We start from the raw sequence: 23997 nt of genomic DNA, 5'->3' as shown, positions 1-23997 counted from the left end.
GCGCCGGGCCCTGCCCGGCCACGTCTCCCGGTAGTGCCGGCCGCTGGCCGGCATTCCGCTGCCCCAACGGCAGATGAGGCTGCCGGCAACGGGCCGGCACGATGCACCGGGACCGGATCGGGCTTCTGCTAAAATCCGGGGTCCATGTCGCGTACCTCATACCCCGCCCCGCCGCTGCCGCGCGCCGGCCAGCTCCGCGCCTGGTGGCGCGCCCCCGCCTCGCCCACCGCACTGGCCTGGTACCTGGCCCAGGCATCGCGCGTGCACGACGCTCCGCTGCTGGTGATCGCCCGTGACAACCACGGCGCAAACCAGCTTGAAGCCGATCTGCAGACCCTGCTCGGTGGTGACCCGGCCCTGCCGGTGGTCGCCTTCCCGGACTGGGAAACCCTGCCCTACGACCGCTTCAGCCCGCATCCGGACATCATCTCGCAGCGTCTGGCTGCCCTGCACCGCCTGCCCACGCTGAAGCGTGGCCTGGTGATCGTGCCGGTGCAGACCCTGCTGCAGCAGCTGGCCCCGCGCAGCTACGTCATTGGTGGCAGCTTCGACCTGAAGGTCGGCCAGCGCCTGGATCTGGAAGCCGAGAAGCGCCGCCTGGAAAGCGCCGGCTACCGCAACGTGCCGCAGGTGATGGACCCGGGTGACTTCGCCGTGCGCGGCGGCCTGCTCGACGTGTTCCCGATGGGCGCCGACGAGCCGCTGCGGGTGGAACTGCTGGACGAGGACATCGATTCGATCCGTGCCTTCGATCCGGAAAGCCAGCGTTCGCTGGACAAGGTCGAGGCCGTGCACATGCTGCCGGGCCGCGAAGTGCCCATGGACGAGGCCAGCATCGCCCGCGTGCTGTCCACGTTGCGCGAGCGCTTCGATGTCGATACCCGGCGCAGCGCGCTGTACCAGGACCTGAAATCCGGGCTGGCCCCGGCCGGCGTCGAGTACTACCTGCCGCTGTTCTTCGAGCGCACCGCAACCCTGTTCGACTACCTGCCCAGCGGCAGCCTGCCGGTGGTCTGTGCCGGTGCCGGCGAAGCCGCCGAGGCGTTCTGGGCGCAGACCGGCGAGCGTTATGAGCAGCGCCGCCACGATGTGGAACGGCCGCTGCTGCCGCCGTCGGCGCTGTACCTGTCGCCGGAGCTGCTGCGCGAGCGCCTGAACGATGCCCCGCGCATCGAGGTATGGGCCGCCGACCACGCACGCATCGCCGACGCGCACGCGCTGGGCGACCAGCCGCTGCCCCCGCTGCCGGTGGCCGCACGCGAAGCCCCCGCCGGCGATGCGCTGAAATCCTTCCTCGGCCATTATCCGGGCCGTGTACTGATCGCCGCCGATTCGCCCGGCCGCCGCGAGGCACTGCTGGAAGTGCTGCAGGCCGCCGAGCTGAAGCCGCCGGTGGTGGCCGACCTGCCCGGTTTCCTCGCTAGCGATGCGCGCTTCGCGATCGCGGTAGCGCCGCTGGAAGATGGCTTCGCGCTGGACGATCCGCGCATCGCGGTGCTGACCGAGCGCCAGCTGTTCCCCGAGCGCGCCGGCAGCACCCGCCGCACGCGCCGTGCCGGCCGCGAGCCGGAGGCGATCATCCGCGACCTCGGCGAGCTGACCGAGGGTGCGCCGATCGTGCACGAGGACCATGGCGTCGGCCGCTACCGTGGCCTGATCGCGATGGACGTCGGCGGCATGCCGGGCGAGTTCCTCGAGATCGAATATGCCAAGGGCGACCGCCTGTATGTACCGGTCGCCCAGCTGCACCTGATCAGCCGCTACTCCGGTGCTTCGGCGGAAACCGCACCGCTGCATTCGCTCGGTGGCGAGCAGTGGAGCAAGGCCAAGCGCAAGGCCGCCGAGAAGGTGCGCGATGTCGCCGCCGAACTGCTGGAAATCCAGGCCCGCCGCCAGGCGCGTGCCGGCCTGGCACTGCAGGTCGACCGCGCGATGTACGAGCCGTTCGCCGCCGGTTTCCCGTTCGAGGAAACCCCCGACCAGCTGGCTGCGATCGATGCCACCCTGCGCGACCTGGCCAGCAGCCAGCCGATGGACCGCGTGGTCTGCGGCGACGTCGGCTTCGGCAAGACCGAGGTGGCGGTGCGCGCTGCATTTGCTGCGGCCAGTGCCGGCAAGCAGGTGGCGGTGCTGGTGCCGACCACGCTGCTGGCCGAGCAGCATTACCGCAACTTCCGCGACCGTTTCGCCGATTACCCGCTGAAGGTCGAAGTGCTGTCGCGCTTCAAGACCAGCAAGGAAATCAAGGCCGAACTGGAGAAGGTGGCCGCTGGCACCATCGACGTCATCGTCGGCACCCATCGCCTGCTGCAGCCTGACGTGAAGTTCAAGGACCTGGGCATGGTCATCGTCGACGAGGAGCAGCGATTCGGCGTGCGCCAGAAGGAGGCGCTGAAGGCGCTGCGCGCCAACGTACACCTGCTGACGCTGACCGCCACGCCGATCCCGCGCACGCTCAACATGGCCATGGCCGGCCTGCGCGACCTGTCGATCATCGCCACGCCGCCGCCGAACCGGCTGGCGGTGCAGACCTTCATCACCCAGTGGGACAACGCGCTGCTGCGCGAAGCCTTCCAGCGCGAGCTCGCGCGCGGTGGCCAGCTGTACTTCCTGCACAACGATGTGGAGAGCATCGGCCGCATGCAGCGCGAGCTGTCCGAGCTGGTGCCGGAGGCACGCATCGGCATCGCCCACGGGCAGATGCCCGAGCGCGAACTGGAAAAGGTGATGCTGGATTTCCAGAAGCAGCGTTTCAACGTGCTGCTGTCGACCACGATCATCGAATCGGGCATCGACATCCCCAACGCCAACACCATCATCATCAACCGTGCCGACCGTTTCGGCCTGGCCCAGCTGCACCAGCTGCGTGGCCGCGTGGGCCGTTCGCACCACCGTGCCTACGCCTACCTGATCACCCCCGACCGTCGCGCGATCACCCCCGACGCCGAGAAGCGCCTGGAAGCGATCGCCTCGATGGACGAGCTGGGCGCCGGCTTCACCCTGGCCACCCACGATCTGGAAATCCGCGGCGCCGGTGAACTGCTGGGCGAGGACCAGAGCGGGCAGATGGCCGAGGTCGGCTTCAGCCTGTATACCGAGCTGCTGGAACGCGCGGTACGCAGCATCAAGCAGGGCAAGCTGCCCGACCTGGATGCCGGTGAAGAAGTGCGCGGCGCCGAGGTCGAGCTGCATGTGCCGGCACTGATCCCGGAAGACTATCTGCCGGACGTGCACACCCGCCTGACCCTGTACAAGCGCATTTCAAGCGCGCGCGACAGCGATGCACTCCGCGAACTGCAGGTGGAGATGATCGACCGCTTCGGCCTGCTGCCGGATGCAGCCAAGCACCTGTTCGCCATCGCCGAGCTGAAGCTGAAAGCCAATACGCTGGGCATCCGCAAGCTCGACCTGGGCGAGAACGGCGGCCGCATCGTGTTCGAGTCCAAGCCGAACATCGATCCGATGGCGGTGATCCAGCTGATCCAGAAACAACCGAACCTCTATGCCATGGAAGGGCCCGACAAGCTGCGCATCAAGCACCCGCTGCCGTTGCCGGAAGACCGCTTCAATGCGGCCCGCGCCCTTCTGACCACCCTCGCCCCGGGTTGATCACCCCCCGAACACCCCGCACCGGCCCCCACCCGGTGCGGGCGGATGACCATGTTCCCTGACGCCGTACCCGCCCCCGACCTGCTGCACGCGCAGGCCTGCCTGATCGATGCCCTCGCGATGTCGCTGCAGATGCGCGACGCCTACACCCGCCACCACTGCGACCGCGTTGGCCTGCTCGCGCAGTGTCTGGCCACGCACTGCGATCTTGATGACGAGGCCCGTGCGCAGATCGGCCTGGCCGCGCGCTTCCATGACATCGGCAAGATCGGCATACCCGATGATGTGCTGCTGGCACCCCGCCGGCATACCGATGAGGAGCGCGCGATCATGCGCGAGCATCCGGTACGCGGCGAACACATCTTCCTGGCCACCGGCCGCAGCGACGCCTTGCCGGTGGCGCGGCTGATCCGCGCCCATCACGAGGCCTTCGATGGCAGCGGCTACCCCGATGGGCTGCGCGGCGAATCCATCCCGCTGGGTGCGCGCATCGTCACCATCGCCGATGCCTACGATGCGATGACCAGCGTGCGCCCGTATCGCAATGCGATGGAGCATGAGGCCGCATTGCGGATCATCGACGAGCAGGCCGGCGGGCTGGTGGATCCGTACGTGCTGCAACGCTTCCATCGCATGCTGGAGCGGGAACCGGCGCTGGCCTGAGATCTTCCCGACGGTGAAACGACCCGCCGGTAGAGTCGACTGTTAGTCGACTGCTCTTCGTCCAGATCGCGAAAATCCCGCGCTGCGCGCGATAGTCGACTAACTGTGATCTCTCGGTAGGTTGTTCATCCGGGGCATCTTTGGAAAATGGTGGTTACCACACCTATCCAGTCCCCAAAGAGCCCGGATGAACCATCATAAAAATGCCCGTTTGACGCCGTTTAGTCGAGAACTTCTTGTCCGCCGCATCACTGAGCAAGGCCTTCGGCCAGAAGAGGCCGCCCAGGCTTGCGGGGTGAGTGTACGCACGGCTTACAAGTGGCTGGCCCGATATCGAGCCGAGGGCCTGATTGGGCTGCAGAACCGCAGCTCTCGGCCCAGCCGCAGCCCCCATGGCACCCCCGAGGCACTGGTAGAGCAGATCGTCCAGCGTCGACGTCAACGGCAAACCTACCTGACCATTTCCAAGGCACTGGGTGTGGCTCACAGCACCATTTCACGACTGATGCGCCGACGAGGACTCAATCGCCTGTGCCTTCTGGACCCACCGAAGAAGGCGGTCCGGTATGAGTACGACAGCCCGGGCGGCTTGCTGCACTTGGATATCAAGAAACTCGGCAACTTCCACCGACCCGGACACCGGGTCGATCCGAATCGGCGTGGCAATGCTGGCGGCGGTGGCTGGGGCTATGTCCATGTGGCCATTGATGACCACTCCCGAGTCGCCTTCAGCAGCGTTCACACCGATGAAAAGGGCCCAACGGCCTGCCAAGCGCTGCTGGCCGCTTTGGCGTACTACAAGACGCTGGGGGTCACCTTCCAGCGTGTCCTGACTGACAACGGCGCCTGCTATCGCTCCGGCGTCTTCGCTCGACTCGTCGCCTCGTTGGGCATGAAGCACTATCGGACCAAGCCCTACACCCCGCGAACCAACGGTAAGGCCGAGCGCTTCATCCAGACCAGCTTGCGCGAATGGGCCTACGCCTGCGAGTACGCTTCGTCAGAGCAACGCGATGCCGTGCTACCTGAATGGCTGCATCACTACAACTGGCACCGACCCCACATGGGGATCGGCAGCCAGCCGCCTATTTCCAGAATCCCGCTGAACAACGTGGTGGGTTTACACAACTAACAGTCGACTCTACCAGTCGGCGCCGCGCTGCCGGCCTGGAAGACAAAAGGCCCGGCGTTCGCCGGGCCTTTCGCTCCACGCATCACGGGTGATCGATTACCAGATCACCACGCGCTTGTCGTCGGCGCGCACCATCGCATCACCCGCCTTGCACTGGAATGCAGCAGCGAACGAGGGCATGTTCGACGGCGCACCGTTGGCACGGAAATTGGCCGGCGCGTGCGGATCGGTGTTCAGGCGCACGCGCAGCTCGCCATCGGTGAAGTTGCGGCGCCACACGGTGGCCCAGTTCATGAAGAAGCGCTGGTCCTGGCTGTGGCCGTCAACCTCGACGTTCGCCTTCGGGTCTTCCTTCAGCGCCATCTGCAGCGCGTCATAGGCCACGGTCAGGCCGCCCAGGTCGCCGATGTTCTCGCCCAGGGTCAGCTTGCCCTTCACGAACACGCCCGGCACCGACTCGTAGCCGTCGAACTGGGCGACCAGCTGGTCGGTACGCTCGGTGAAGGCCTTGCGGTCGGCGTCCGTCCACCAGTTGTCGAAGTTGCCGTTGGCGGCGAACTGGCTGCCCGAGTCGTCGTAGCCGTGCATCATCTCATGGCCGATGACTGCACCGATGCCGCCGTAGTTCAGCGCCGGATCGGCCTTGGCGTCGAAGAACGGCGCCTGCAGGATCGCCGCCGGGAATACGATCTCGTTCTTGGTGGCGTTGTAGTACGCATTGACGGTCTGCGGGGTCATGCCCCACTCGGTCTTGTCCACCGGCTTGCCGATCTTGTCCAGCATGTAGCGGTAGTTGAACGCGCGCGCCGCCTGCATGTTGCCCAGGTAGCTGTCGCCGTTGGTCTGCAGGCCCGTCCAGTCACGCCACTTGTCCGGGTAACCGATCTTCGGGGTGAAGCTGGCCCACTTTTCCAGCGCCTTCTTCCTGGTTTCCTCGCCCATCCACGGCAGCTGCTCCAGGCGCGCCTTCAGCGCCTGCGACAGGTTTGCCACCAGGTGCTGCATGGCGACCTTCGACTCGGCCGGGAACACGGCGTCGACGTACAGCTGGCCCAGGGCTTCACCCATGCCGCCGTTGACCGACTCCAGCACGCGCTTCCAGCGCGGCTGCATTTCCTTCTGGCCACGCAGGGTCGTGCCGTAGAAATCGAAGTTGGCCTTCTCGAACTGGCTGCTCAGGTATGGCGCGGCATCGTCGATGGTGTGGAAGCGCAGGTAGGCCTGCCAGGTGCTGGCGGGCACATCGGCCAGCATCTTGTCCATTTCACCGAAGAAGCCCGGCTGCGCCAGCGAGAACTTCTGCGCGGCCGGTACCTTCAGGGTGTCGAACAGCGCGGTCCAGCTGAAGTTCGGGGTCAGTTTGTCCGCGTCGGCGGCACTGAGCGGGTTGTAGCGCTTGGCCGGGTCACGCATTTCGATGCGTGACATCGAGGCCTTGGCCAGGCGGGTTTCGAAGGCCATCACGGCCTTGGCCTGCTCGGCGGCCTGCGCCGCGTCCACGCCGGACAGGGTCAGCACCTGCGCGATGTAGGCCACGTAGGCGTCACGGATCTTGGCCTGCGCATCATCGAAGTAGTAGCCCTTCTCCGGCAGGCCGAGGCCGCCCTGGCCAACGTAGGCGATGACGTTGGCCGAATCCTTGTAGTCGGCATTGGCGAACAGCGAGAACAGCACGCCCTTGCCCTCGGCCTGGCTGTCGCGCAGGTACTGGGTGATGGCGGCGGTGTCGTTCAGCGCGGTGATCTTGTCCAGCTGTGGCTGCAGCGGCGCCAGGCCGGCGGCTTCGATCTTGGCCTCGTCGTTGCCGGTCTTCCAGATGTCACCGATCTTGGCTTCCACCGAACCGGCCTTGGCCTGGCTGGCGGCGGCCTGCTGCACCAGCGCGTGCTGCACTTCCAGCGAGCGCTCGCGCAGGATCTCGAAGCTGCCCCAGGTGGTCTGGTCTCCCGGCACCGGGTTGGCCTTCAGCCACTTGCTGTTGACGAAGCCATTGAGGTCGGTACAGGCCGAAATGGCCGGATCCAGGTCGGCGCTGTTGAGCGAGATCAGCGGCGTCTTGATCTGCGACAGGTCGAAGGCCGGCTTGGCGTCGGCACTGGCCGCCGGCGCGGTTTCGTTCTTGCCACAGGCGGCCAGCGAGGCAGCGATGGCGATGGTCAGGCCCAGCGGGACCAGGTTGCGGACGTTCATGAGGCTCTCCTGCGGGTAATTTCACAGGGTAGCCGGGGGCGCGAGGTTGGGGACCGGCCAAAGGTCACAGAGTCCACGGCGCAGCTCCCGCCGCGCGCCGGTATGCTCTGGCGTCTGCGATCACTGGACCTCATGACCATGGACGAAACTGCGCTGCTGCTGGCCCTCGACACCTGTGAGTTTCTGTTTCTTACTGAGATTGGCGAGCCGGAAGCGAATCGTCTGCGCCTGGTCGTCGAGGAGGGCCGGGTGGTCGGAAAGCCCTCCCGCGTGGAGCTCGGTCATGGACGTTCAATCGATGATGTGCGTGCGATAGAGGTGGTGCCCCACTCGCAGCGGTTTGAACTGATCTGGGACCACTACATCAGCTACGCCGTGCACAACGAGTCCTACCAGAGCTGGGACGACGCCGAAGCCTGGAGCGGCAACCTGTTCCGCCGCTACAGCCGTTCGAAATTCCTTGAATATCTGGGCCGTGCCACCTTCGCTGATACCCGTTACCCGGGCCCATTCACGCATTACCAGGTGATATGCCAGGACCACGTCATCGACATTGCTGCGTTGCAGTCGCCGAAGGTGCGCCTGCCGGGTCCTTCGTAGCTGGCACATGCAGCCCCAATGAAGTGGCTCTACCGGGTTGCGACAGCGTCAGCCGAGCGTGGGCTCGGCTCTACAAAAAGAAAGGCCGGCTTGCGCCGGCCTTCTGCTTCTTACTTCGCCTTGCCCTGGTTGGCTACGGCTTCGGCGGCCTTGCGCGCCGCTTCCGGGTCGCCCAGGTAGCGGAACGACTGCACGGTCAGGTCATCGTTCAGTTCGAACAGCAGCGGGATGCCGGTCGGGATGTTCAGCTCGAGGATTTCCTCGCGCGAGACGTTGTTGAGGTACTTGTACAACGCACGCAGCGAGTTGCCGTGGGCGGTGACCAGTACGGTCTTGCCGTCCTTCAGCTGCGGTGCGATGGCGTCGTGCCAGTACGGCAGCACGCGATCCAGGGTGGTGGCCAGCGACTCGGTGCCCGGCAGCGCGTTGCGGTCCAGGCCGGCGTAGCGGCGGTCATGGATCGGGTGGCCCGGATCTTCCAGGTCCATCGGCGGCGGCGGGATGTCGTACGAACGACGCCACACCTTGACCTGCTCTTCGCCGTGCTTGGCCGCGGTCTCGGCCTTGTCCAGCCCCTGCAGGCCGCCGTAGTGCCGCTCGTTGAGGCGCCAGGACTTGTTCACCGGCAGCCAGTCCTGCTCCAGCTCGGCCAGCGCACCCTGCAGGGTGTGGATGGCGCGCTTGAGCACGGAGGTGTGCGCAACGTCGAACTGCAGGCCTTCCTCGCGCATCAGGCGGCCGGCGGCGGCCGCTTCGCGACGCCCCTGCTCGGTCAGGTCGACATCGACCCAGCCGGTGAAGCGGTTGTCCAGGTTCCACTGGCTCTGGCCATGGCGCAACAGTACGAGTCTACGGGTCACTGCAGGGTCTCCAACGCGAGGAAAGGCAGGCCGCCATTGTAGCCCGGCCGCCGCTCACCGGGCCGTGGCGCCGCCCGTGCGATGCTGTGACCCATGAATACGGTGATCGACCCCGGACGCTGGGAAGGCAGCGTCGCTGCCGCCCGTGCGCAGCAGCTGCAACTGGCAGGCCGCGTGGAGCGCCAGGACCGCCTGCCACGCAACGTGCGCTGGCTGGCCGGGATGGATGTCGGCTTCGAGGACAACGGCGCCATCACCCGCGCCGCGGCGGTACTGCTGGACGCGGAGACGCTGAAGCCCGTGGCACAGGAGATCGCGCGCATCCCCACGGTGATGCCCTACATCCCCGGCCTGCTCAGCTTCCGCGAGCTGCCGGCGCTGCTGGCCGCGCTGGCGCTGCTGCCGCGCACGCCGGACCTGGTGTTCGTCGATGGCCACGGCATCAGCCATCCGCGCCGGCTGGGCGTCGCCGCGCATCTGGGCGTGGTCACCGACCTGCCGAGCATCGGCGTGGCGAAATCGAAACTGGTGGGAAGGTTCGTCGAACCGGGCGCCGAAGCTGGTGCGCATACACCGCTGCTGGATGGCGACGAGCAACTGGGCTGGGTGCTGCGCAGCAAGGTGCGCTGCAAGCCGCTGTTCGTGGCCGGTGGCCATCGGGTCAGTGCCGATACCGCGCTGGGCTGGGTGCAGCGCACCCTGCGCGGCTACCGGTTGCCGGAGCCAACCCGGCTGGCGGATCGGCTGGCCTCGCGACGCGACGAATGACCGCACCGGGCATTCTCCGGTGCGGCCTTCATTTTCATTCAACGATGCACGTGGCCGCGATGGCCCTGCGCATCCTCACCGTGGTCGTGGCCTTCATGGCCCTGCTGCGCGCCGCCGTTGGCCGACGCCGGTCCAGCGCAGGCTTCACCACAGTGGTCCGCTTCGATCTGCAGCGTCACGTGCTCGATACCGAAGTCATCATGCAGGCGACCGCCCAGCTCGCGGCGCAACGCATCGGCGTCGGTGCCGTCGCGCATCACAATGTGCGCGGTCAGCGCCGGCGTGCTGGAAGCCAGCGCCCACACGTGCAGGTCATGCACGTCCAGGACTGCGACGTGGCCGGACAGGCTGTCGCGCACCCTGGCCACGTCCATGCCCTTGGGCACGCCTTCCAGCAGTACGTTGATCGCCTCACGCATCAGCACGTAGGTACGCGGCAGCACCCACAGGCCGATCAGCACGGCCAGGATCGGGTCGATCGGTTTCCATCCGGTCCACTTGATCAACAATGCGCCCGCAATCACTGCCACCGAGCCGAGCATGTCGGCCCATACTTCCAGGTAGGCGCCCTTCACGTTGAGACTCTCGCCACTGCCCGCCTGCAGCAGGCGCATCGAGATCAGGTTGATGACCAGGCCCGCAGCCGCGATCACCAGCATGCCGGAGGAGGCGATCTCCTGCGGCTGGCGGAAGCGGCCGATCGCCTCCCACAGGATGTAGGCGGCGACCACGAACAGCATGGCACCGTTGATCATCGCGCCCAACGCTTCCAGCCGTGCATAGCCGTAGGTGCGGCGCGCATCCGGCGGGCGCCGGCTCAGCCGTACCGCAACCAGCGCGATCATCAGCGCCAGCGCGTCGGTGGCCATGTGCGCGGCGTCGGACAACAGCGCCAGGCTGTTGGTCCAGAACGCGCCCACCACTTCGACGACGAGGAAGGTGGTGGTCAGGCCGAGTGCCCACCACAAGGGCTTCTCGTGGCGGATCTGGGACGGCAGGTGATCGTGGTCGTGGCCCATGGCAACAGCTCCTTTGCGATGCGGTGCAGGCTACGCGGTGCCGGCGGAGGAGACTATTACGATGTTTATAACATTGCAGGCGTGCAGCACCGGTGCCGCCGGGCAGGACCCGGCGGCCACGGCGGATCTGCACTTGCGTATGCTCAGAACCCGAAGCGCAGGCTGGCCCAGTAGGCGCGGCCCGGCTCGTTGTAGGTCGCCGCCCCGGCATCACTGCTGTTGGCCTCGCGGAACAGGCGCTTGTCGGCCAGGTTGTTCACGCCGAAGCCGAAGCTGACCGTCTCGGTCACCTTGTAGCGCGCGCTCGCGCCCCAGATGTTGTACGCGCCACGATCCTGCAGCGCGATCGATGCATCGCAGCTGCCGGTGCAGCGGGGGTCGTTGTTGATGTTGGTCGTGGCCGGTTCCTGCTTGCCGTAGAAGGTGCCGGTCAGCAGCAGCGACAGCCTGTCGGTGACCTGCCAGTCCAGCATGGTGTTGATCGTGTACTTCGGAATCACCGACAACGGCTGGCCGGTGCTCTTGTTCTCGTTTTCCACCATGTAGGTGAAGTTGTTGCTCCACTTCAGGCGGTTGCCCTGCTCGCCCAGCAGCGGAATCACCAGGTTGCCTTCAAGCCCCTGCACGATCGCCTTCGGCGCGTTCTCCCAGCGGAAGATGCGGCCCTTGGTGTCGGCGGTCAGGCCAATCTGGGTGTAGCCCGCCTGGATCTTGTCCTTGTAGTCGTTGTGGAAGTAGGTCAACGAGGCCTGCCAGCCGCTCTGCGGTGCCCACTCGATGCCCAGTTCCTTGTTCAGGCTGGTTTCCGCCTTCAGGTCTGCGTTGCCACGCATGTAGCAACCAGCGCCCAGGCTCGGCAGCGCATTGGGGCAGCCGTTGCCACGGGTGTAGTAGAGATAGTTCGGATTCGACTGGTACAGGTTCGGCGCCTTGAACGCGCGGGCGATGCCGCCCTTCACCACCCAGTCGCTGTTGATGCGGAACTGCGCATTGAGGCTGGGGCTGGTGTTGTTGCCGAACTGGCTGTGGTGGTCAAAGCGCAGGCCCGGGGTAACGATCCAGCGCTCACCCAGGTAGATGTTGTCTTCCACGAACACCGCCGTGGTCTGCGCATCGGCCTTGCCGCGCGCACGATCGGCCGACAGCCCCGGGATGCCACCGCCGCTGCTGCTGGACTGGCTCATCGAATAAGGGTCGGTCAGCCGGCTGTCCAGGTATTCAAAGCCCAACGTCCAGATGTTCTCGGCGCCGCCCAGCGTGGTCGGGAAGCTCACTTCGCCATCCAGCTGGTAGTTGCGCAGGCGCGAGGTCGACCAGTCGGTGCCGTTGAAGCTGCCTTCCGGGCCACCGGCCAGGCCTTCGTTGATGCGCGAGTTGTTCACCGCTTCAACTGCAGCGGTCACCCGCGAGGTGACATCGCCCCAGCGACCACGATGGCTGATCGCGCCGGTGTTGCGGTACATGCGGTTGGTTTCCGCCTTGCCGTCGGCCAGGGCGGCCAGATCGATGCCGGTCGAAGTGCCGGTGGTGCTGACCGCGCGGTCACCAGCATAGATGTTGCCCTGGCGGCTGGTGCCGGCCTCGAACTCGACCACCTGGTCGGCGGTCACGTCCCAGCGCAGCAGCGCGTTGATGTCGCGGTTCTTGACGCCCTCGCGGCCAGCCGGTGGCACTGCGTTCGGCTGGGTGGCGTACTGGCGGTTGAGATCGAGTGAATCGGCGTCGGTCTTGTTGAGGTTGCCGTACAGGCGGAACGACAGCGTGTCGGTCATCGGCCCACTCAGCTGCAGGCCGACGCGCTCGCTGCCACCTTCGGCGCTGTGTTCGGGCACCAGCCCGTACAGGTCGACCGCACCGGTCAGGTCGCCGGTCGGGCGCTTGGTGATGATGTTGACCACGCCACCGGAAGCACCGGAGCCATAGCGTGCCGCCGCCGGTCCGCGCAGCACTTCGATGCGCTCGATCATCTCCGCCGGCACCCAGTTGGTGTCGCCGCGCGTGTTGCGCTCGCCACTGCGGCCCATGCGCACGGCATCGCGCGCACCGATGCGCTTGCCGTCGACCAGGATCAGGGTGTTTTCCGGGCCCATGCCGCGCAGGTCGATCTGGCGGTTGTTGCCGTACTGGCCCGAGGCGCTGTTGCCGGTGAGGTTGACGCCCGGCATGGTGCGCAACAGTTCGGCGATGTCGTTGGCCGGTGGGCGCCTGGCGATGTCCTCGGCGGTGATGGTCGAGGTACCCAACGCCTGGCGGGCAATCTGCGAGGCGGTGACGTGCACCGTGTCGATATCGGTGGCGTCGGTTTCAGCCTGGGCGGTCAGCGCGCTGCCCGCCAGCAGGGCGGCAACGGCGAGCGCCAGCGGGCGCGGCGAGAGGACAACGGCAGGAGACATGATCTGGACCTTCTGGCAGGGCAACGGGGCCTCTGGCAAAGGGCTTGAGGCAACGACGAGGGGGAGGCGGAGCGTCGCTGCAGTCGCCTGCGGCCCGATCCGTGCGTGCATTCTCCCATCAATGCGAGTGATTCTCAAATGCGTTCACTCATTGCTACCGCAGGCGTGATGTGCCCTGCGTGCCGAACGACCCTGCATCGGGCTTAAACTGGCTGGCTTGCCCACCATCAACCGCACGCCGCCGCGGCCGATACCGGTGGTTTGCCGTACGCAGTCAGAGATCGACGTGGAACCACCTCAACTGGACGATGCCAGCCAGCCGCTGGCCGAGGCCTGGCAGCACTGCCTGCAACAGGCCGGCCCGGCCGCCACCGCGCTGCTGCACGCCGCCGCAACCGATGCCCCGCCGGCGCTGGCCCAACGCTTCTACGAAGTGCTGTTGCAGGACGGGCGTGCACGCCGCTTCCTGTCCCACGATCAGGTCAAGCAACGCCTGCAACCGGCCATGCAGCGCTGGCTGGTGCAGCTGCTGACCACTGATGCCGACGGCATTGCCGCCACCGTTGCCTCGCAACGCGTGATCGGCGATGTGCATGCCCGGGTCGGCATTCCGGTCGACCTGGTCACCCGCGGCGCGCGCGTACTCAAGCACGAGCTGTTCGTGCGCCTGCGCGACGACGCGCCCGACAGCGCCACCGCGTTCGCCGCCATCGACTGCCTCAGCGCGATCATGGACATCGCCATGGAAGGCATGACCTTGGCCTACACCCATGCACGTGAGCGCTCCACCCGTGCCGATGCTGCCTACCGGCTGTTCTCGCTGGTGCAGAATGTCGGTACCGAACGCGAGCGCCAGCGTGCACTGCTGCTGGACTGGGAGAACGCCCTGCTCTACGCACTCGCCGGCCACGTGCAGGCCGGCGAAAGCGCCAGCCTGGCGACCTCGGAATTCGGCCTGTGGTTCACCCACAAGGGCATCCCCAGCTTCGGCGAGAGCAGCGAAACCCAGCAGGTCGGCCAGCTGATGGCCCGCATCGACGGCAACCTGCAGCGGGCAAGCAATGACACCCCGGCGCAACGACTGGCGGTGCTGCCGGCCATTCGCGAGGACCTGGCCGCCATCCGTACCCTGATGACGCTGTTGTTCGAACGCATCGGTGAACTGGATGCCGGCAGCGATGCCCTGACCAACCTGCTCAACCGCCGCTTCCTGCCTACCGTGCTGCGCAGGGAGATCGAGCTGGCCACGCGCAATCGCACGCCGTTCTCGCTGCTGCTGCTCGACCTGGATCACTTCAAGGCGATCAACGACGGCCACGGCCACGATGCCGGCGACCGCGCGTTGCAGCACGTCGCCGGCCTGCTCGGCCAGCTGACCCGCGGCAGCGACTACCTGTTCCGCTACGGCGGCGAGGAGTTCGTGGTGGTGCTGGTTGCCGCCAGTGAGTCACAGGCCTCGGTGATCGCCGAGAGCCTGCGCCGGCAGATCGCGCAGTCGCCAGTGGCACTGGCCAACGGCCAAGTTCTGTCGCTGACTGCCAGCATCGGCGTGGCCGGCCATGATGGCCACCCGGACTACGAACGGTTGATGGCACGTGCCGACGCGGCGATGTACGAGGCCAAGCGCAGCGGCCGCAACCGCGTGGTGGTGGCCAGCGGGGACCTGCAGGAAGCCCCGGGCCGGCGTGCGTTGCAGCGATGACGACAGGACAGGTAGAGTCGACCGCTGGTCGACTATCGCGCGCAGCGCGGAATTTTTCGCACGCGGGGCGAAGAGCAGTCGACTGACAGTCGACTCTACCGACAGTCGACTTTACCGGTCCGCGCGCCAGCCGATGCATTGAACGCCACCACTCCCCACGCCGCCCACCACAGCAGCGCCAGCAGCGCGATGCCGGCGCCCAGCAGGCACACGGCAGGCCAGCCGTGCCGGGCCTGCACCCAGGGCCCGGCAGCCGCACCGGCACCACTACCCACCGCATAGAAGAGCATGTAAAGCGCCACCAGGCGTCCATGCTGCTCGCCCGGCGCGCGCAGCAGCAGCGCCTGGTTCGAGACATGCAGCGCCTGCCCACCCAGATCGAGCACGATCACGCCCAGCAGCAGCAACGACAGCGACTGCGGCAGGCCCAGCAGCGGCCACCACGCGACCAGCATCAACAGCAGCGCGCCAAGACTGACCCGATCGGCAAAACCGCGGTCCATCCAGTGCCCGACCCGCGACGCCATCAATGCACCTGCCACCCCAGCCAAGCCGAGCGCACCGATGGCCGCAGTGGACCACTGCAGCGGTGGGGCCGACAGCGGCAAGGGGGCCGCCGCCCAGAACACGTTGAGTCCGGCAAACAGCAGCAACGCCAGTGGACCGCGCTCGCGCAGCGTTCGATCCCGGCGCAGCATGCCCAGCATCGAGCCCAGCAGGTCGCGCCAACGCGGCGGCACCACGGGTATCGGCACAGCCGGCAGGCGCCGCCACAGCAGTGCGGCCAGGGTCGCCATCAGCGCTGCCGACAGCAGATAGACTGCTTGCCAGCCGGCAATGGCCGCCACCGTGCCGGACAGCACGCGCGCCAGCAGCAACCCGATGAACACCCCGCCCTGCACCACCCCCACCACGCGCCCGCGCTGCGCGGCCGGAGCCATCGCTGCCGTGTAGGCGATCAAGCCTTGGGTCAGCGCGGTGCCCAACAGCCCGGCCAGCAGCAGGCCCGACAACAGCCAACCGGCCGTGCGTGCCGCTGCCAGCCACAGCAGGGCTGCCACCAGTGCCGCCATCTGCAGCCGCAGCAGGTGCCGTCGGTCACCGCGATCAGCCAGCGGCAGCAACCCGAGCAATGCCAGCACGCTGCCGGCCTGGGTCGCGGCCAACACCGCGCCGGCAACCGCCCGCTCCAGCGCGAAGGCGTGTGCAAGCTGATCCAGCAGCGGCTGCGCGTAATAGACGTTGGCAACGCTGGCGCCGGCGGCAACCGCAAGCAGCACCAGCAGGGGGCGTGGAATCGGCATGGCATTCGTCATCTGGTTTCATATTGAAACCAGATGCAGGCTAGCTACTTTGGTTTTAAACTGCAACCACATAGGACGGAGACCGCCATGCACGCAGACAGCCCCTGCCCCGTTGCCCGCAGCGCCGACCTGCTCGGTGATCGCTGGGCACTGCTGGTGATCCGCGATGCCTTCGACGGCGTCCGCCGCTTCGGCGACTTCCAGCGCAGCCTGGGCGCCGCCCGCAACATCCTCAGCGATCGCCTGCGCAGGCTGGTCGAGGCCGGCATCCTGCAACTGCAACCGGCCTCCGACGGCTCGGCCTACCAGGAATACGTGCTCACCGCCGCGGGCCAGGCGCTGTTCCCGGTGCTGGTCGCGCTGCGCCAATGGGGTGAACGCCATCGCTTCGGTGCAGACGAAGCTCATTCGCAGCTGATCGAATCCAGCACGCGGCGACCGCTGCCGTACATGCAGCCGCGCGGGCGCGACGGTCGGCCCCTGCAGGCCGCCGCCACCCGTGTGCGCAAGTTCAGGGACGACGGGCACAGCGCCTGACCCGCCCATTCGCGCACACCGCGACCCGGTCGCGCCGGTTAGCATCGGATGTTTCCGCCGCCGGACAACGACGATGTCGCGCTATCGCCCTTCCCTGATGACCGCCCTGCTGCTGCCGTTGCTGGCCTGCAGCGCCGGAACCACGCAGGCCCGCGAGGTTGCCGCGCCCGCCGACCACGTGCAGGCCGATGGCCCCTATGTGTTCCGCCAGGGCGACCGGGTGCAGGCCAAGTGGATCTGCGCCGACAAGGTCGAATCGCGCACGCTTGCCTCCGGGGCAACAGGGACCGATATCGCACCGCGCTGCGGCTACGAACACACCGTGCATGTGGCTGCGCCGAATGCAGCCTCGGTCTCGGTGCTGCCGGCCACACCGCGCATCGTCGCGCTGTCCGACATCCACGGCCAGTATGGGCTGCTGGTGCGCCTGCTGCGTGCCCATCACGTGATCGACGCGCAGGATCGCTGGGCGCTGGGCAAGGACACGCTGGTCATCGCCGGCGACGTGTTCGACCGCGGCCCGCAGGTGACCGAGGCGTTCTGGCTGCTCTACGGCCTGCAGCAGCAGGCGGCCGCCGCCGGTGGCGCCGTGCACTTCGTGCTCGGCAACCACGAAACCATGGTGCTGTATGACGACCTGCGCTACGTCAACCCGAAGTACCTGCGCAGCGCCCAGCTGCTGGGCCGCAGCTACCCGCAGCTGTATGGCGCCGACTCGGTGATCGGGCAGTGGCTGCGCACCCGACCGGTGCTGCTGAAGATCGGCGATACCCTGTTCCTGCACGGCGGCATCTCGCCCGAGGCGGTGCGGCTGGCGCTGGACCCGGCACGCACCAACGCGGCCTATCAGGCCTCGCTGGGCCTGCCCAGGGCCGAAGTGAAGGCCGACCCGGCCACCGCACCGCTGTATGACGGCAAGACCAGCCCGATCTGGTACCGCGGCTATTTCGATGGCCGCCTCGACACCGCGGGTGTGCAGGCCGTGCTCGACCGCCTGCAGCTCAAGCGCATCGTGGTCGGCCATACCTCGATGCCACACGTCAGCAGCTTCCACGGCGACCGCGTGATCGCCATCGACAGCAGCATCAAGAACGGCGAGAACGGCGAACTGCTGTTCATCGAGGAGGGCAAGCTCAGCCGTGGCCTGCTGGATGGCTCCCGGTTGCCGCTGGCGCGGGGTGAGCCGGGGCTGCAGGACTGAATGGAGGGACAGCGTGACGGCGCCGGGAGGTGCCGGCGCGCTCCACCTTCACCCGGTTTGCGGCTACCCTTCGGCAGCCGAGAGGCCCGCCCCGTCCAGCCGGTGGGCCTGACCGTTACAGGAGCCCCGCGCATGCGCGTTCTGATTGCTGAAGACGACCCGGACATCGCCTCCGGCCTGTGCGCCTCGCTGCGCCGGCAGGGGCACGTGGTCGACCACGTCGACAACGGTGCGCACGCCGATGCAGCACTGGGCTCGACCCAGTACGCACTGCTGGTGCTGGACCTGGGGCTGCCGCAACTGGATGGCCGCGACGTGCTGCAACGACTGCGCCAGCGTGGCGATGGCCTGGCGGTGCTGGTGGTGACCGCGCGTGACGGCCTGGCCGAGCGGGTGCGCGTGCTCGACCTCGGTGCCGACGACTATCTGGTCAAGCCGTTCGCACTGGACGAATTCGAAGCCCGCGTGCGTGCACAGCTGCGGCGGGTCACCAGCAATGGCAATCCGGACCTGCGCATCGGCCGCTTGCGCCTGGACCTGGCCGGGCACCGCGTATGGATCGACGACCAATCACTTGAACTGACCGCACGCGAGTTCGGCCTGCTGTCGGCGCTGGCGGTGCGTGCAGAGCGCATCGTGTCACGCGCGCAGCTGGTGGAAGCGCTGTGCGACTGGGGCCAGGACCTGACCGACAACGGCCTGGACATCGCCCTGCACCGCCTGCGCCGCAAGCTGCAGCCGGGCGGCATGGGCATCCGCACCGTGCGTGGGCTGGGCTACATGCTGGAAGACGCACAGGACGACAGCGCCCCGTGATCAGCGGCCCCCCCAGCCTGCGACGGCGCCTGCTCGCCTTCCTGGCGTTGCCGATGCTTGGCCTGCTCACCTTCAATACGATCCTGGCCTATTACGTTGCGCTGGACTATTCCAACCGCATCCACGACCGCAACCTGATCGACGACACGCACTCGTTCGCACAGATGCTGAGCACCATGCCGGTGACCAGCGACCTGTCTCCGCAGGCGCGCTTCCTGATCGAGTACGAGCCCGACGGCCATCGCTATTTCAACGTGGACAGCAGCCGCCAGGGGACACTCAGCGGCAATGCGGATTTCAGTGCCTACGCGCCTTCGCAGGAATGCACCGGCGTGGACCCCACCCTGTACGATGGCATTCTCAACGGCCAGCCGGTGCGCATGGCCACCGTCTGCACGCGTGCGATGAACGATCCGCAGGACCAACTGGCGGTGACCGTGGCCGAAAGCATGGCCGAACGACGCCAGCGCGCGCGAGAGATCCTGATGATCATCATCCCGCTGATGACCATGCTGGCGCTGGGCACTGCCGCGCTGGTCTGGTTCGGGGTGACCCATGGCCTGCGCATCCTGACCCCGCTGAGGACCCGCCTGGCGCAGCGCCGCGGCGAACTGGCGCCGATCTCCGACGCCGACGTGCCGGAGGAAATCCAGCCACTGATCAGCACCATCGACGATCTGTTTGCCCGCCAGGCGGAAATGATCACCCTGCAGAACCGGTTCATCGCCGACGCTGCGCACCAGCTTCGCTCGCCGTTGGCCGGCATGGCCCTGCACGTGGACCAGGCACTGGCGCATGGCGACCCGGACACGGTGCGCGAGGCACTGCAGCACATCCGCCGGCTCAACCAGCGCACCGCGCGGGTCAGCACCCAGCTGCTGGCGCTGAGCCGGGCCCAGACCGTGCCGGAGACGGTGGAGGTACTGGACCTGTGCGAACGGGTGCCGCAGTGGGTCGGTACACGCGTGCCTGAAGCGATCCGCGATGGCATCGATCTGGGTTACCGCGGCAGCCCCCAGCCGCTGCGCGTGCTCGGCAACGGTGCCCAGCTGCAGGAAGCACTGGACAACCTGATCGACAATGCGCTGCGCTATGCCGGCCGCGATGCGACCGTCACCGTCGGCGTGCACGCGCTGGATGACAATGACGTCGAACTGTACGTGGAGGACAACGGGCCCGGCGTACCCGAGGACGTGATGCCGCGGCTGGGTGAGCGCTTCTTCCGCGCCCCCGGCACCACCGCCAGCGGCACCGGCCTGGGCCTGGCCATCGCCCACGAGGCGGTGGAGCACTTCGGCGGGCGCCTGACCTTCCTCAACCGCCCCGGCGGCGGACTCAAGGTCGCCATCACACTGCCGCTGCTGAAGGCCCCCTGACCCGGACCGGGGCGCTGAAAGGCTGGCGAAAATCGCGGTTGCGATCCTGACCCTCCCCACTGCCGTCCCGGAGCCGCCAGGTGACCGACTCGCACGACTTCTTCTTCCCCGGTGGCCCGCAGGGCGTGCTGCTGGTCCACGGCCTGACCGGTACCCCGGCGGAAATGCGCATGCTGGGCAAAGGGCTGAACAACGCCGGCTTCACCGTACACGGCGTGCAGCTGCCCGGCCATTGTGGCACCGTGGATGACCTGCTGGCGACCACCTGGGAACAGTGGTACCAGGGCGTGGAAGATGCGGCGGCAAGCCTGCGCGGCAAGGTCGACCAGCTGTTCGTCGGTGGCCTGTCGATGGGCGCGGTGCTGTCGCTGGCACTTGCTGCTCGACGACCGGACTGGGTGTCCGGCGTCGGCGTGTATGGCGCCACGTTCCGCTACGACGGCTGGAACATACCCGCTGTCGCCCGCCTCTCGTTCCTGCTGCCGTGGTTCAAGCGCTTCAACATCGGCCGCGACCGCATGTTCATGGAAGAACCGCCGTACGGCCTGCGCGACGAGCGCCTGCGTGCGCAGGTCAGCGCCGCCATGCTGTCCGGCGACAGCGCGGCGGCAGGCCTTCCGGGCAATCCCTGGCACGCGCTGGCCGAGATGCGTGCGCTGAGCAACTGGACCCGCCGCCACCTGCACCAGGTCACCGCCCCGTGCCTGGTGATGCACGCCCGCGAAGACGACGTGGCCAGCATGGGCAATGCCGAACTGGTGATGTCGCGGGTCAGTGGCCCGAAGGAACTGGTGGTGCTGGAGGACAGCTACCACATGATCACGATCGACCGCGAACGCCGCGAGGTGATCCGCTGCAGCGCGCGCTTCTTCACCGGGATCGGTGAACGCAGCGGCGTCCTCAAGGCGGTGGCCTGAGATGGGGGCACTTGCCACGCTGCTGTGGCTGGCCAATGTCGTGCTCGATACCGGTGGCCAGCTCGCCTTCAAGGCCGCCGCCAGCGACCCGCAGGAGGGCGAGGGACTGCAGCGCTGGAAGCACATGCTCAGCCGCCCCTGGCTGTGGATCGGCATCGCCTGTTACGTGCTTGAGTTCGTCGCCTGGATCGCCTTCCTGTCACTGGTTCCGCTGTCCAAGGGCGTGCTGCTGGGCTCGATCAACATCGTGGCGCTGATGATCGCCGGCCGCATCCTGTTCCGCGAGAAGCTCACGCCATTGCGGGTGACCGGGATGCTGCTGGTCACAGCAGGCGTGGCGGTGGTGGGGGCCGGCTCATGAGGCGCCTGTATGTGATCGGCTTCCCCCTGCTGATGGCCTTCGACACCCTGGCCCAGCTGTGCTTCAAGTACGCCGGCGATGCTGCGCTGCCGGTCGAGGCCAACACCACCTGGCTGCTGCGCGTGCTGTCGCAACCATGGGTGTACGGCGCCATCCTCGGCTACGTCGGTGCGTTCTTCACCTGGATGAGCCTGCTGCGGCATGCGCCGATCGGCCCGGCATTCGCGGCCTCGCACCTGGAAGTGATCAGTGTGCTGCTGCTGTCGGCCTGGCTGCTGAAAGAGCCGCTCACCCTGCACCACCTGGTCGGTGCGGTACTGATCGTGGCCGGCATCGTCTGCCTCGGCCGCGCGGAAGCGGACGACCCGCACAGCCCCGCCGAAAGCACCTCGTGAGCGGGCTGCGATGAGCCTGTTCGCGCGCGAACTGCCACCGACCGCCGGCCTGCCGATGCAGGCCAGCGACTTCCTTCCCGGTGGTGGTGACCTGCGCGGGATCCTGGCCAACCAGCTGGGCACGCCGCCGCTGCAGCTGACCTGTTCCGGCACGCACGCGCTGCTGATCGCCCTGCGCACCTTGCGCAAGCGCGCACCCAGGCGCGACACAGTGATCATGCCGGCCTACACCTGCCCGCTGGTGCCGATCGCGGTGCACAGCCTCGGCCTGCGCGTGCAGCTGTGCGATACCCGGCGCGGCCACTTCGACTTCGATCCCGGCCAGCTCGAACGGTTGGCCGATGCGCGTACGTTGGCCATCCTGCCAACCCACCTCGGCGGTCGCATCGCCGATGTCGAACGGGCCTGCGACATCGCCCGCAGCGCCGGCGCCTGGGTCATCGAAGATGCCGCACAGGCGCTGGGCGCACGGGTGGGCAACAGCAGTGTCGGCCTGCGTGGCGACATCGGATTCTTCAGCCTGGCCGCCGGCAAAGGGCTGAGCCTGCACGAAGGCGGCCTGCTGGTCAGCCGCGATGACGAACTGCGCGCCGAACTGGCCGAGCATGCCGCCGAACAGGTGCGCTTCAACCTGCGCTGGGAGCTGCTTCGCAGTGTGCAGCTGCTTGGCCTTGCCGCCTGCTATCGCCCCTCGCTGCTGTCGCTGGTGTACGGCAATCCGCTGCGCAGCGCACTGCAGCGTGGCGATCTGGAAGACGCGGTCGGTGACATTTTCCCGCTGGACATACCGCAGCACCGGGTCAGTCGATGGCGACAGAACATCGGTGCCCATGCCGCGCGGCGATTGCCGACGTTCCTGCAGGCCGGGCGCCTGCGCGCACTGCAGCTGCGCGTGCAGCTGGCACAACTGCCGGCGGTGGAGGTGGTCGATGGCCTGGCCGGTAGCGGCGGCACCTGGCCGATGCTGATGCTGCTGCTGCCCAGCCAGCGCGCGCGCGATGCCGCGCTGGACGACCTGTGGCCGCGCGGCCTCGGTGCCAGCCGCATGTTCATCCATGCCCTGCCCGACTACGCCTACCTGCGTGGCATCGTGCCGCAGGAGGACGTGCCCAATGCACGTGACTTCGCCGCACGCATGCTCACCCTTGGCAACAGCGCCTGGCAGACCCGTGAGGAGACGGGCGAAATACTGCAGGTCCTGGCCCGCGCCTGACCCGCACGTGCGCGCGTGGCCTGCGCTCCGCGCATTCATCCATGTACTTTCCTGAACGCTTTCCCAGCCCGTCAAAAGCGCCTTTCAACAGGAAAGGAACGAGAAAGGCGGCCTGCCTACATTGAGCCTGCCCCGGCAATGTGCCGGACGCCTTTCTCATCGACGGACCTGCCCATGCACTGGAGCATCCTGTGTGACTTCGACGGCACCATCAGCCTCGAAGATGTCATCGACTCGCTGCTGGAAAAGTACGGCCAGCCGGGCTGGCAGGAACTGGAAGACCAGTGGAAGGCGGGAAAGATCGGCTCGCGTGAATGCATGCAGGGCCAGGTGCGGCGGCTGGAACTGGATCCGGCCACGCTTGATGCCCATCTGGACCAGGTGCAGATCGATCCAGGTTTCGTCGCCTTCGTCGCTCGCACCGAGCAGCTGGGCCTGCCACTGCGCATCGTCAGCGACGGCCTGGACTATGCGATCCATCGCATCCTCGCCAACCACGGCCTGGCGCAGCTGCCGGTGGTGGCCAACCACCTGCGCTGGTGCGATGACCACTGGGAACTGGAATCGCCCTACCAGGCCGAAGGCTGCCGCAGTGGCACCTGCAAATGCGCCTGCGCCGCGCAGGCGCGCGCCAACGAAGCACCGCGCGTGCTGATGATCGGCGACGGCAGCTCGGATTTCTGCGTGTCCGAAGACGCCGACTTCGTGTTCGCCAAGCGCCGCCTGATTACCCATTGCACGAATGCCGGCATCGAGCATGCCGCCATCGACACCTTCCACGATGCAATCGCACTGCTGCCGCGCTTGCTCGATGGCAGCCTGCTGCAGCCACGTCGCCTCGACGCCAGCCCGCAGCCCGCCGCACTGCCCCTGCTGCTTGCCACCGCCTGAGCACTCCCTTGCAGGCGCGCTCCCCTGTTACCCCTTTCGAACGTCCTTCA

At 67.2% G+C, this 23997-nt stretch carries 20 protein-coding genes; 15 read left to right on the top strand and 5 right to left on the bottom strand.

Going from position 1 to position 23997, the window contains the following annotated elements:
- The first annotated feature begins 144 nt into the window (after positions 1–144).
- The 3 genes from mfd (at position 145) to ACSYHF_RS06190 (ending at position 5404) form a co-directional block, all read left to right on the top strand.
- Positions 145–3609 (top strand): transcription-repair coupling factor, encoded by a 3465-nt coding sequence (gene mfd, locus ACSYHF_RS06200; RefSeq protein WP_447576175.1) that lies wholly within the window; start codon positions 145–147, stop codon positions 3607–3609.
- A gap of 45 nt (positions 3610–3654) precedes the next feature.
- Positions 3655–4272, top strand: a complete 618-nt coding sequence (locus tag ACSYHF_RS06195) for an HD-GYP domain-containing protein (RefSeq protein ID WP_005415790.1) — start codon at positions 3655–3657, stop codon at positions 4270–4272.
- A 187-nt stretch (positions 4273–4459) separates the two neighbouring features.
- On the top strand, positions 4460–5404 hold the full coding sequence (locus tag ACSYHF_RS06190; RefSeq protein WP_053497396.1) for an IS481-like element ISStma12 family transposase: 945 nt from the start codon (positions 4460–4462) through the stop codon (positions 5402–5404).
- A gap of 96 nt (positions 5405–5500) precedes the next feature.
- Here the strand turns inward: ACSYHF_RS06190 and ACSYHF_RS06185 are convergent, their stop codons facing one another.
- Positions 5501–7594: a M13 family metallopeptidase gene (locus ACSYHF_RS06185; RefSeq protein WP_338167909.1), complete on the bottom strand. Its 2094-nt coding sequence runs from the start codon at positions 7592–7594 to the stop codon at positions 5501–5503.
- A 138-nt stretch (positions 7595–7732) separates the two neighbouring features.
- On the opposite strand from ACSYHF_RS06185, the gene ACSYHF_RS06180 reads away from it, so the two are divergent.
- A complete protein-coding gene (locus ACSYHF_RS06180; RefSeq protein WP_229766039.1) occupies positions 7733–8194 on the top strand; it encodes a hypothetical protein in 462 nt (153 codons plus the stop codon).
- A 110-nt stretch (positions 8195–8304) separates the two neighbouring features.
- Here ACSYHF_RS06180 and gpmA read toward each other — a convergent pair whose 3' ends face one another.
- Positions 8305–9054: a 2,3-diphosphoglycerate-dependent phosphoglycerate mutase gene (gpmA, locus tag ACSYHF_RS06175; protein ID WP_005415787.1), complete on the bottom strand. Its 750-nt coding sequence runs from the start codon at positions 9052–9054 to the stop codon at positions 8305–8307.
- A 93-nt stretch (positions 9055–9147) separates the two neighbouring features.
- Between gpmA and nfi the strand changes: the two genes are divergently transcribed.
- Positions 9148–9822, top strand: a complete 675-nt coding sequence (nfi, locus tag ACSYHF_RS06170) for a deoxyribonuclease V (RefSeq protein WP_111127941.1) — start codon at positions 9148–9150, stop codon at positions 9820–9822.
- Between the two features lie 38 nt (positions 9823–9860).
- Here nfi and ACSYHF_RS06165 read toward each other — a convergent pair whose 3' ends face one another.
- Entirely contained in the window at positions 9861–10841 is a 981-nt protein-coding gene (locus tag ACSYHF_RS06165) for a cation diffusion facilitator family transporter (protein ID WP_111127942.1), read from the bottom strand.
- A gap of 143 nt (positions 10842–10984) precedes the next feature.
- Complete coding sequence (locus ACSYHF_RS06160) at positions 10985–13234, bottom strand: TonB-dependent siderophore receptor (protein ID WP_338167908.1); 2250 nt, start codon at positions 13232–13234, stop codon at positions 10985–10987.
- Positions 13235–13520: 286 nt separating this feature from the next.
- On the opposite strand from ACSYHF_RS06160, the gene ACSYHF_RS06155 reads away from it, so the two are divergent.
- A complete protein-coding gene (locus ACSYHF_RS06155) occupies positions 13521–14936 on the top strand; it encodes a GGDEF domain-containing protein (protein ID WP_065179787.1) in 1416 nt (471 codons plus the stop codon).
- A 95-nt stretch (positions 14937–15031) separates the two neighbouring features.
- On the opposite strand, the gene ACSYHF_RS06150 is transcribed toward ACSYHF_RS06155, so the two are convergent.
- Positions 15032–16252, bottom strand: coding sequence for an MFS transporter (locus tag ACSYHF_RS06150; RefSeq protein ID WP_429001010.1), 1221 nt, complete (start codon positions 16250–16252; stop codon positions 15032–15034).
- Positions 16253–16327: 75 nt separating this feature from the next.
- Here ACSYHF_RS06150 and ACSYHF_RS06145 point away from each other — a divergent pair, with 75 nt between their 5' ends.
- The 9 genes from ACSYHF_RS06145 to ACSYHF_RS06105 all read left to right on the top strand — a co-directional run bounded on the left by ACSYHF_RS06145 (position 16328) and on the right by ACSYHF_RS06105 (position 23947).
- Entirely contained in the window at positions 16328–16777 is a 450-nt protein-coding gene (locus tag ACSYHF_RS06145; protein WP_262221235.1) for a winged helix-turn-helix transcriptional regulator, read from the top strand.
- A gap of 73 nt (positions 16778–16850) precedes the next feature.
- Complete coding sequence (locus tag ACSYHF_RS06140) at positions 16851–17978, top strand: metallophosphoesterase (RefSeq protein WP_262221237.1); 1128 nt, start codon at positions 16851–16853, stop codon at positions 17976–17978.
- A gap of 132 nt (positions 17979–18110) precedes the next feature.
- Positions 18111–18794, top strand: coding sequence for a response regulator (locus ACSYHF_RS06135; protein ID WP_008265770.1), 684 nt, complete (start codon positions 18111–18113; stop codon positions 18792–18794).
- The gene (locus ACSYHF_RS06130) at positions 18791–20170 is read left to right on the top strand and encodes a sensor histidine kinase (RefSeq protein WP_095377801.1); all 1380 of its coding nucleotides are present in this window, start codon (positions 18791–18793) and stop codon (positions 20168–20170) included. Before ACSYHF_RS06135 ends, ACSYHF_RS06130 begins: the two co-directional genes overlap by 4 nt.
- Before the next feature lie 80 nt (positions 20171–20250).
- Entirely contained in the window at positions 20251–21087 is an 837-nt protein-coding gene (locus ACSYHF_RS06125; RefSeq protein ID WP_262221238.1) for an alpha/beta hydrolase, read from the top strand.
- A 1-nt stretch (position 21088) separates the two neighbouring features.
- A complete protein-coding gene (locus ACSYHF_RS06120) occupies positions 21089–21448 on the top strand; it encodes an EamA family transporter (RefSeq protein WP_021202495.1) in 360 nt (119 codons plus the stop codon).
- A complete protein-coding gene (locus ACSYHF_RS06115) occupies positions 21445–21843 on the top strand; it encodes a DMT family transporter (RefSeq protein WP_032954032.1) in 399 nt (132 codons plus the stop codon). The genes ACSYHF_RS06120 and ACSYHF_RS06115 overlap by 4 nt, the downstream gene beginning before the upstream one ends.
- Before the next feature lie 10 nt (positions 21844–21853).
- On the top strand, positions 21854–23056 hold the full coding sequence (locus ACSYHF_RS06110) for a DegT/DnrJ/EryC1/StrS family aminotransferase (protein WP_262221239.1): 1203 nt from the start codon (positions 21854–21856) through the stop codon (positions 23054–23056).
- 174 nt (positions 23057–23230) lie between these two features.
- Complete coding sequence (locus ACSYHF_RS06105; protein ID WP_111127949.1) at positions 23231–23947, top strand: MtnX-like HAD-IB family phosphatase; 717 nt, start codon at positions 23231–23233, stop codon at positions 23945–23947.
- Positions 23948–23997 lie beyond the last annotated feature (50 nt).

The sequence above is a fragment of the Stenotrophomonas maltophilia group sp. P373 genome (genome assembly GCF_053295075.1).
This window is presented reverse-complemented; position numbering and strand designations above follow the sequence as displayed.

What these genes read in the sequence shown, in the direction of transcription:
- ACSYHF_RS06105 (WP_111127949.1), top strand. Translation starts at nt 23,231, where the DNA reads ATGCACTGGAGCATCCTGTGTGACTTCGACGGCACCATCAGCCTCGAA.
- ACSYHF_RS06160 (WP_338167908.1), bottom strand. Translation starts at nt 13,234, where the DNA reads ATGTCTCCTGCCGTTGTCCTCTCGCCGCGCCCGCTGGCGCTCGCCGTT.
- ACSYHF_RS06115 (WP_032954032.1), top strand. Translation starts at nt 21,445, where the DNA reads ATGAGGCGCCTGTATGTGATCGGCTTCCCCCTGCTGATGGCCTTCGAC.
- ACSYHF_RS06110 (WP_262221239.1), top strand. Translation starts at nt 21,854, where the DNA reads ATGAGCCTGTTCGCGCGCGAACTGCCACCGACCGCCGGCCTGCCGATG.
- ACSYHF_RS06185 (WP_338167909.1), bottom strand. Translation starts at nt 7,594, where the DNA reads ATGAACGTCCGCAACCTGGTCCCGCTGGGCCTGACCATCGCCATCGCT.
- ACSYHF_RS06165 (WP_111127942.1), bottom strand. Translation starts at nt 10,841, where the DNA reads ATGGGCCACGACCACGATCACCTGCCGTCCCAGATCCGCCACGAGAAG.
- ACSYHF_RS06145 (WP_262221235.1), top strand. Translation starts at nt 16,328, where the DNA reads ATGCACGCAGACAGCCCCTGCCCCGTTGCCCGCAGCGCCGACCTGCTC.
- mfd (WP_447576175.1), top strand. Translation starts at nt 145, where the DNA reads ATGTCGCGTACCTCATACCCCGCCCCGCCGCTGCCGCGCGCCGGCCAG.
- ACSYHF_RS06135 (WP_008265770.1), top strand. Translation starts at nt 18,111, where the DNA reads ATGCGCGTTCTGATTGCTGAAGACGACCCGGACATCGCCTCCGGCCTG.
- ACSYHF_RS06180 (WP_229766039.1), top strand. Translation starts at nt 7,733, where the DNA reads ATGGACGAAACTGCGCTGCTGCTGGCCCTCGACACCTGTGAGTTTCTG.
- ACSYHF_RS06195 (WP_005415790.1), top strand. Translation starts at nt 3,655, where the DNA reads ATGACCATGTTCCCTGACGCCGTACCCGCCCCCGACCTGCTGCACGCG.
- ACSYHF_RS06140 (WP_262221237.1), top strand. Translation starts at nt 16,851, where the DNA reads ATGTCGCGCTATCGCCCTTCCCTGATGACCGCCCTGCTGCTGCCGTTG.
- ACSYHF_RS06150 (WP_429001010.1), bottom strand. Translation starts at nt 16,252, where the DNA reads ATGACGAATGCCATGCCGATTCCACGCCCCCTGCTGGTGCTGCTTGCG.
- nfi (WP_111127941.1), top strand. Translation starts at nt 9,148, where the DNA reads ATGAATACGGTGATCGACCCCGGACGCTGGGAAGGCAGCGTCGCTGCC.
- ACSYHF_RS06120 (WP_021202495.1), top strand. Translation starts at nt 21,089, where the DNA reads ATGGGGGCACTTGCCACGCTGCTGTGGCTGGCCAATGTCGTGCTCGAT.
- ACSYHF_RS06190 (WP_053497396.1), top strand. Translation starts at nt 4,460, where the DNA reads ATGAACCATCATAAAAATGCCCGTTTGACGCCGTTTAGTCGAGAACTT.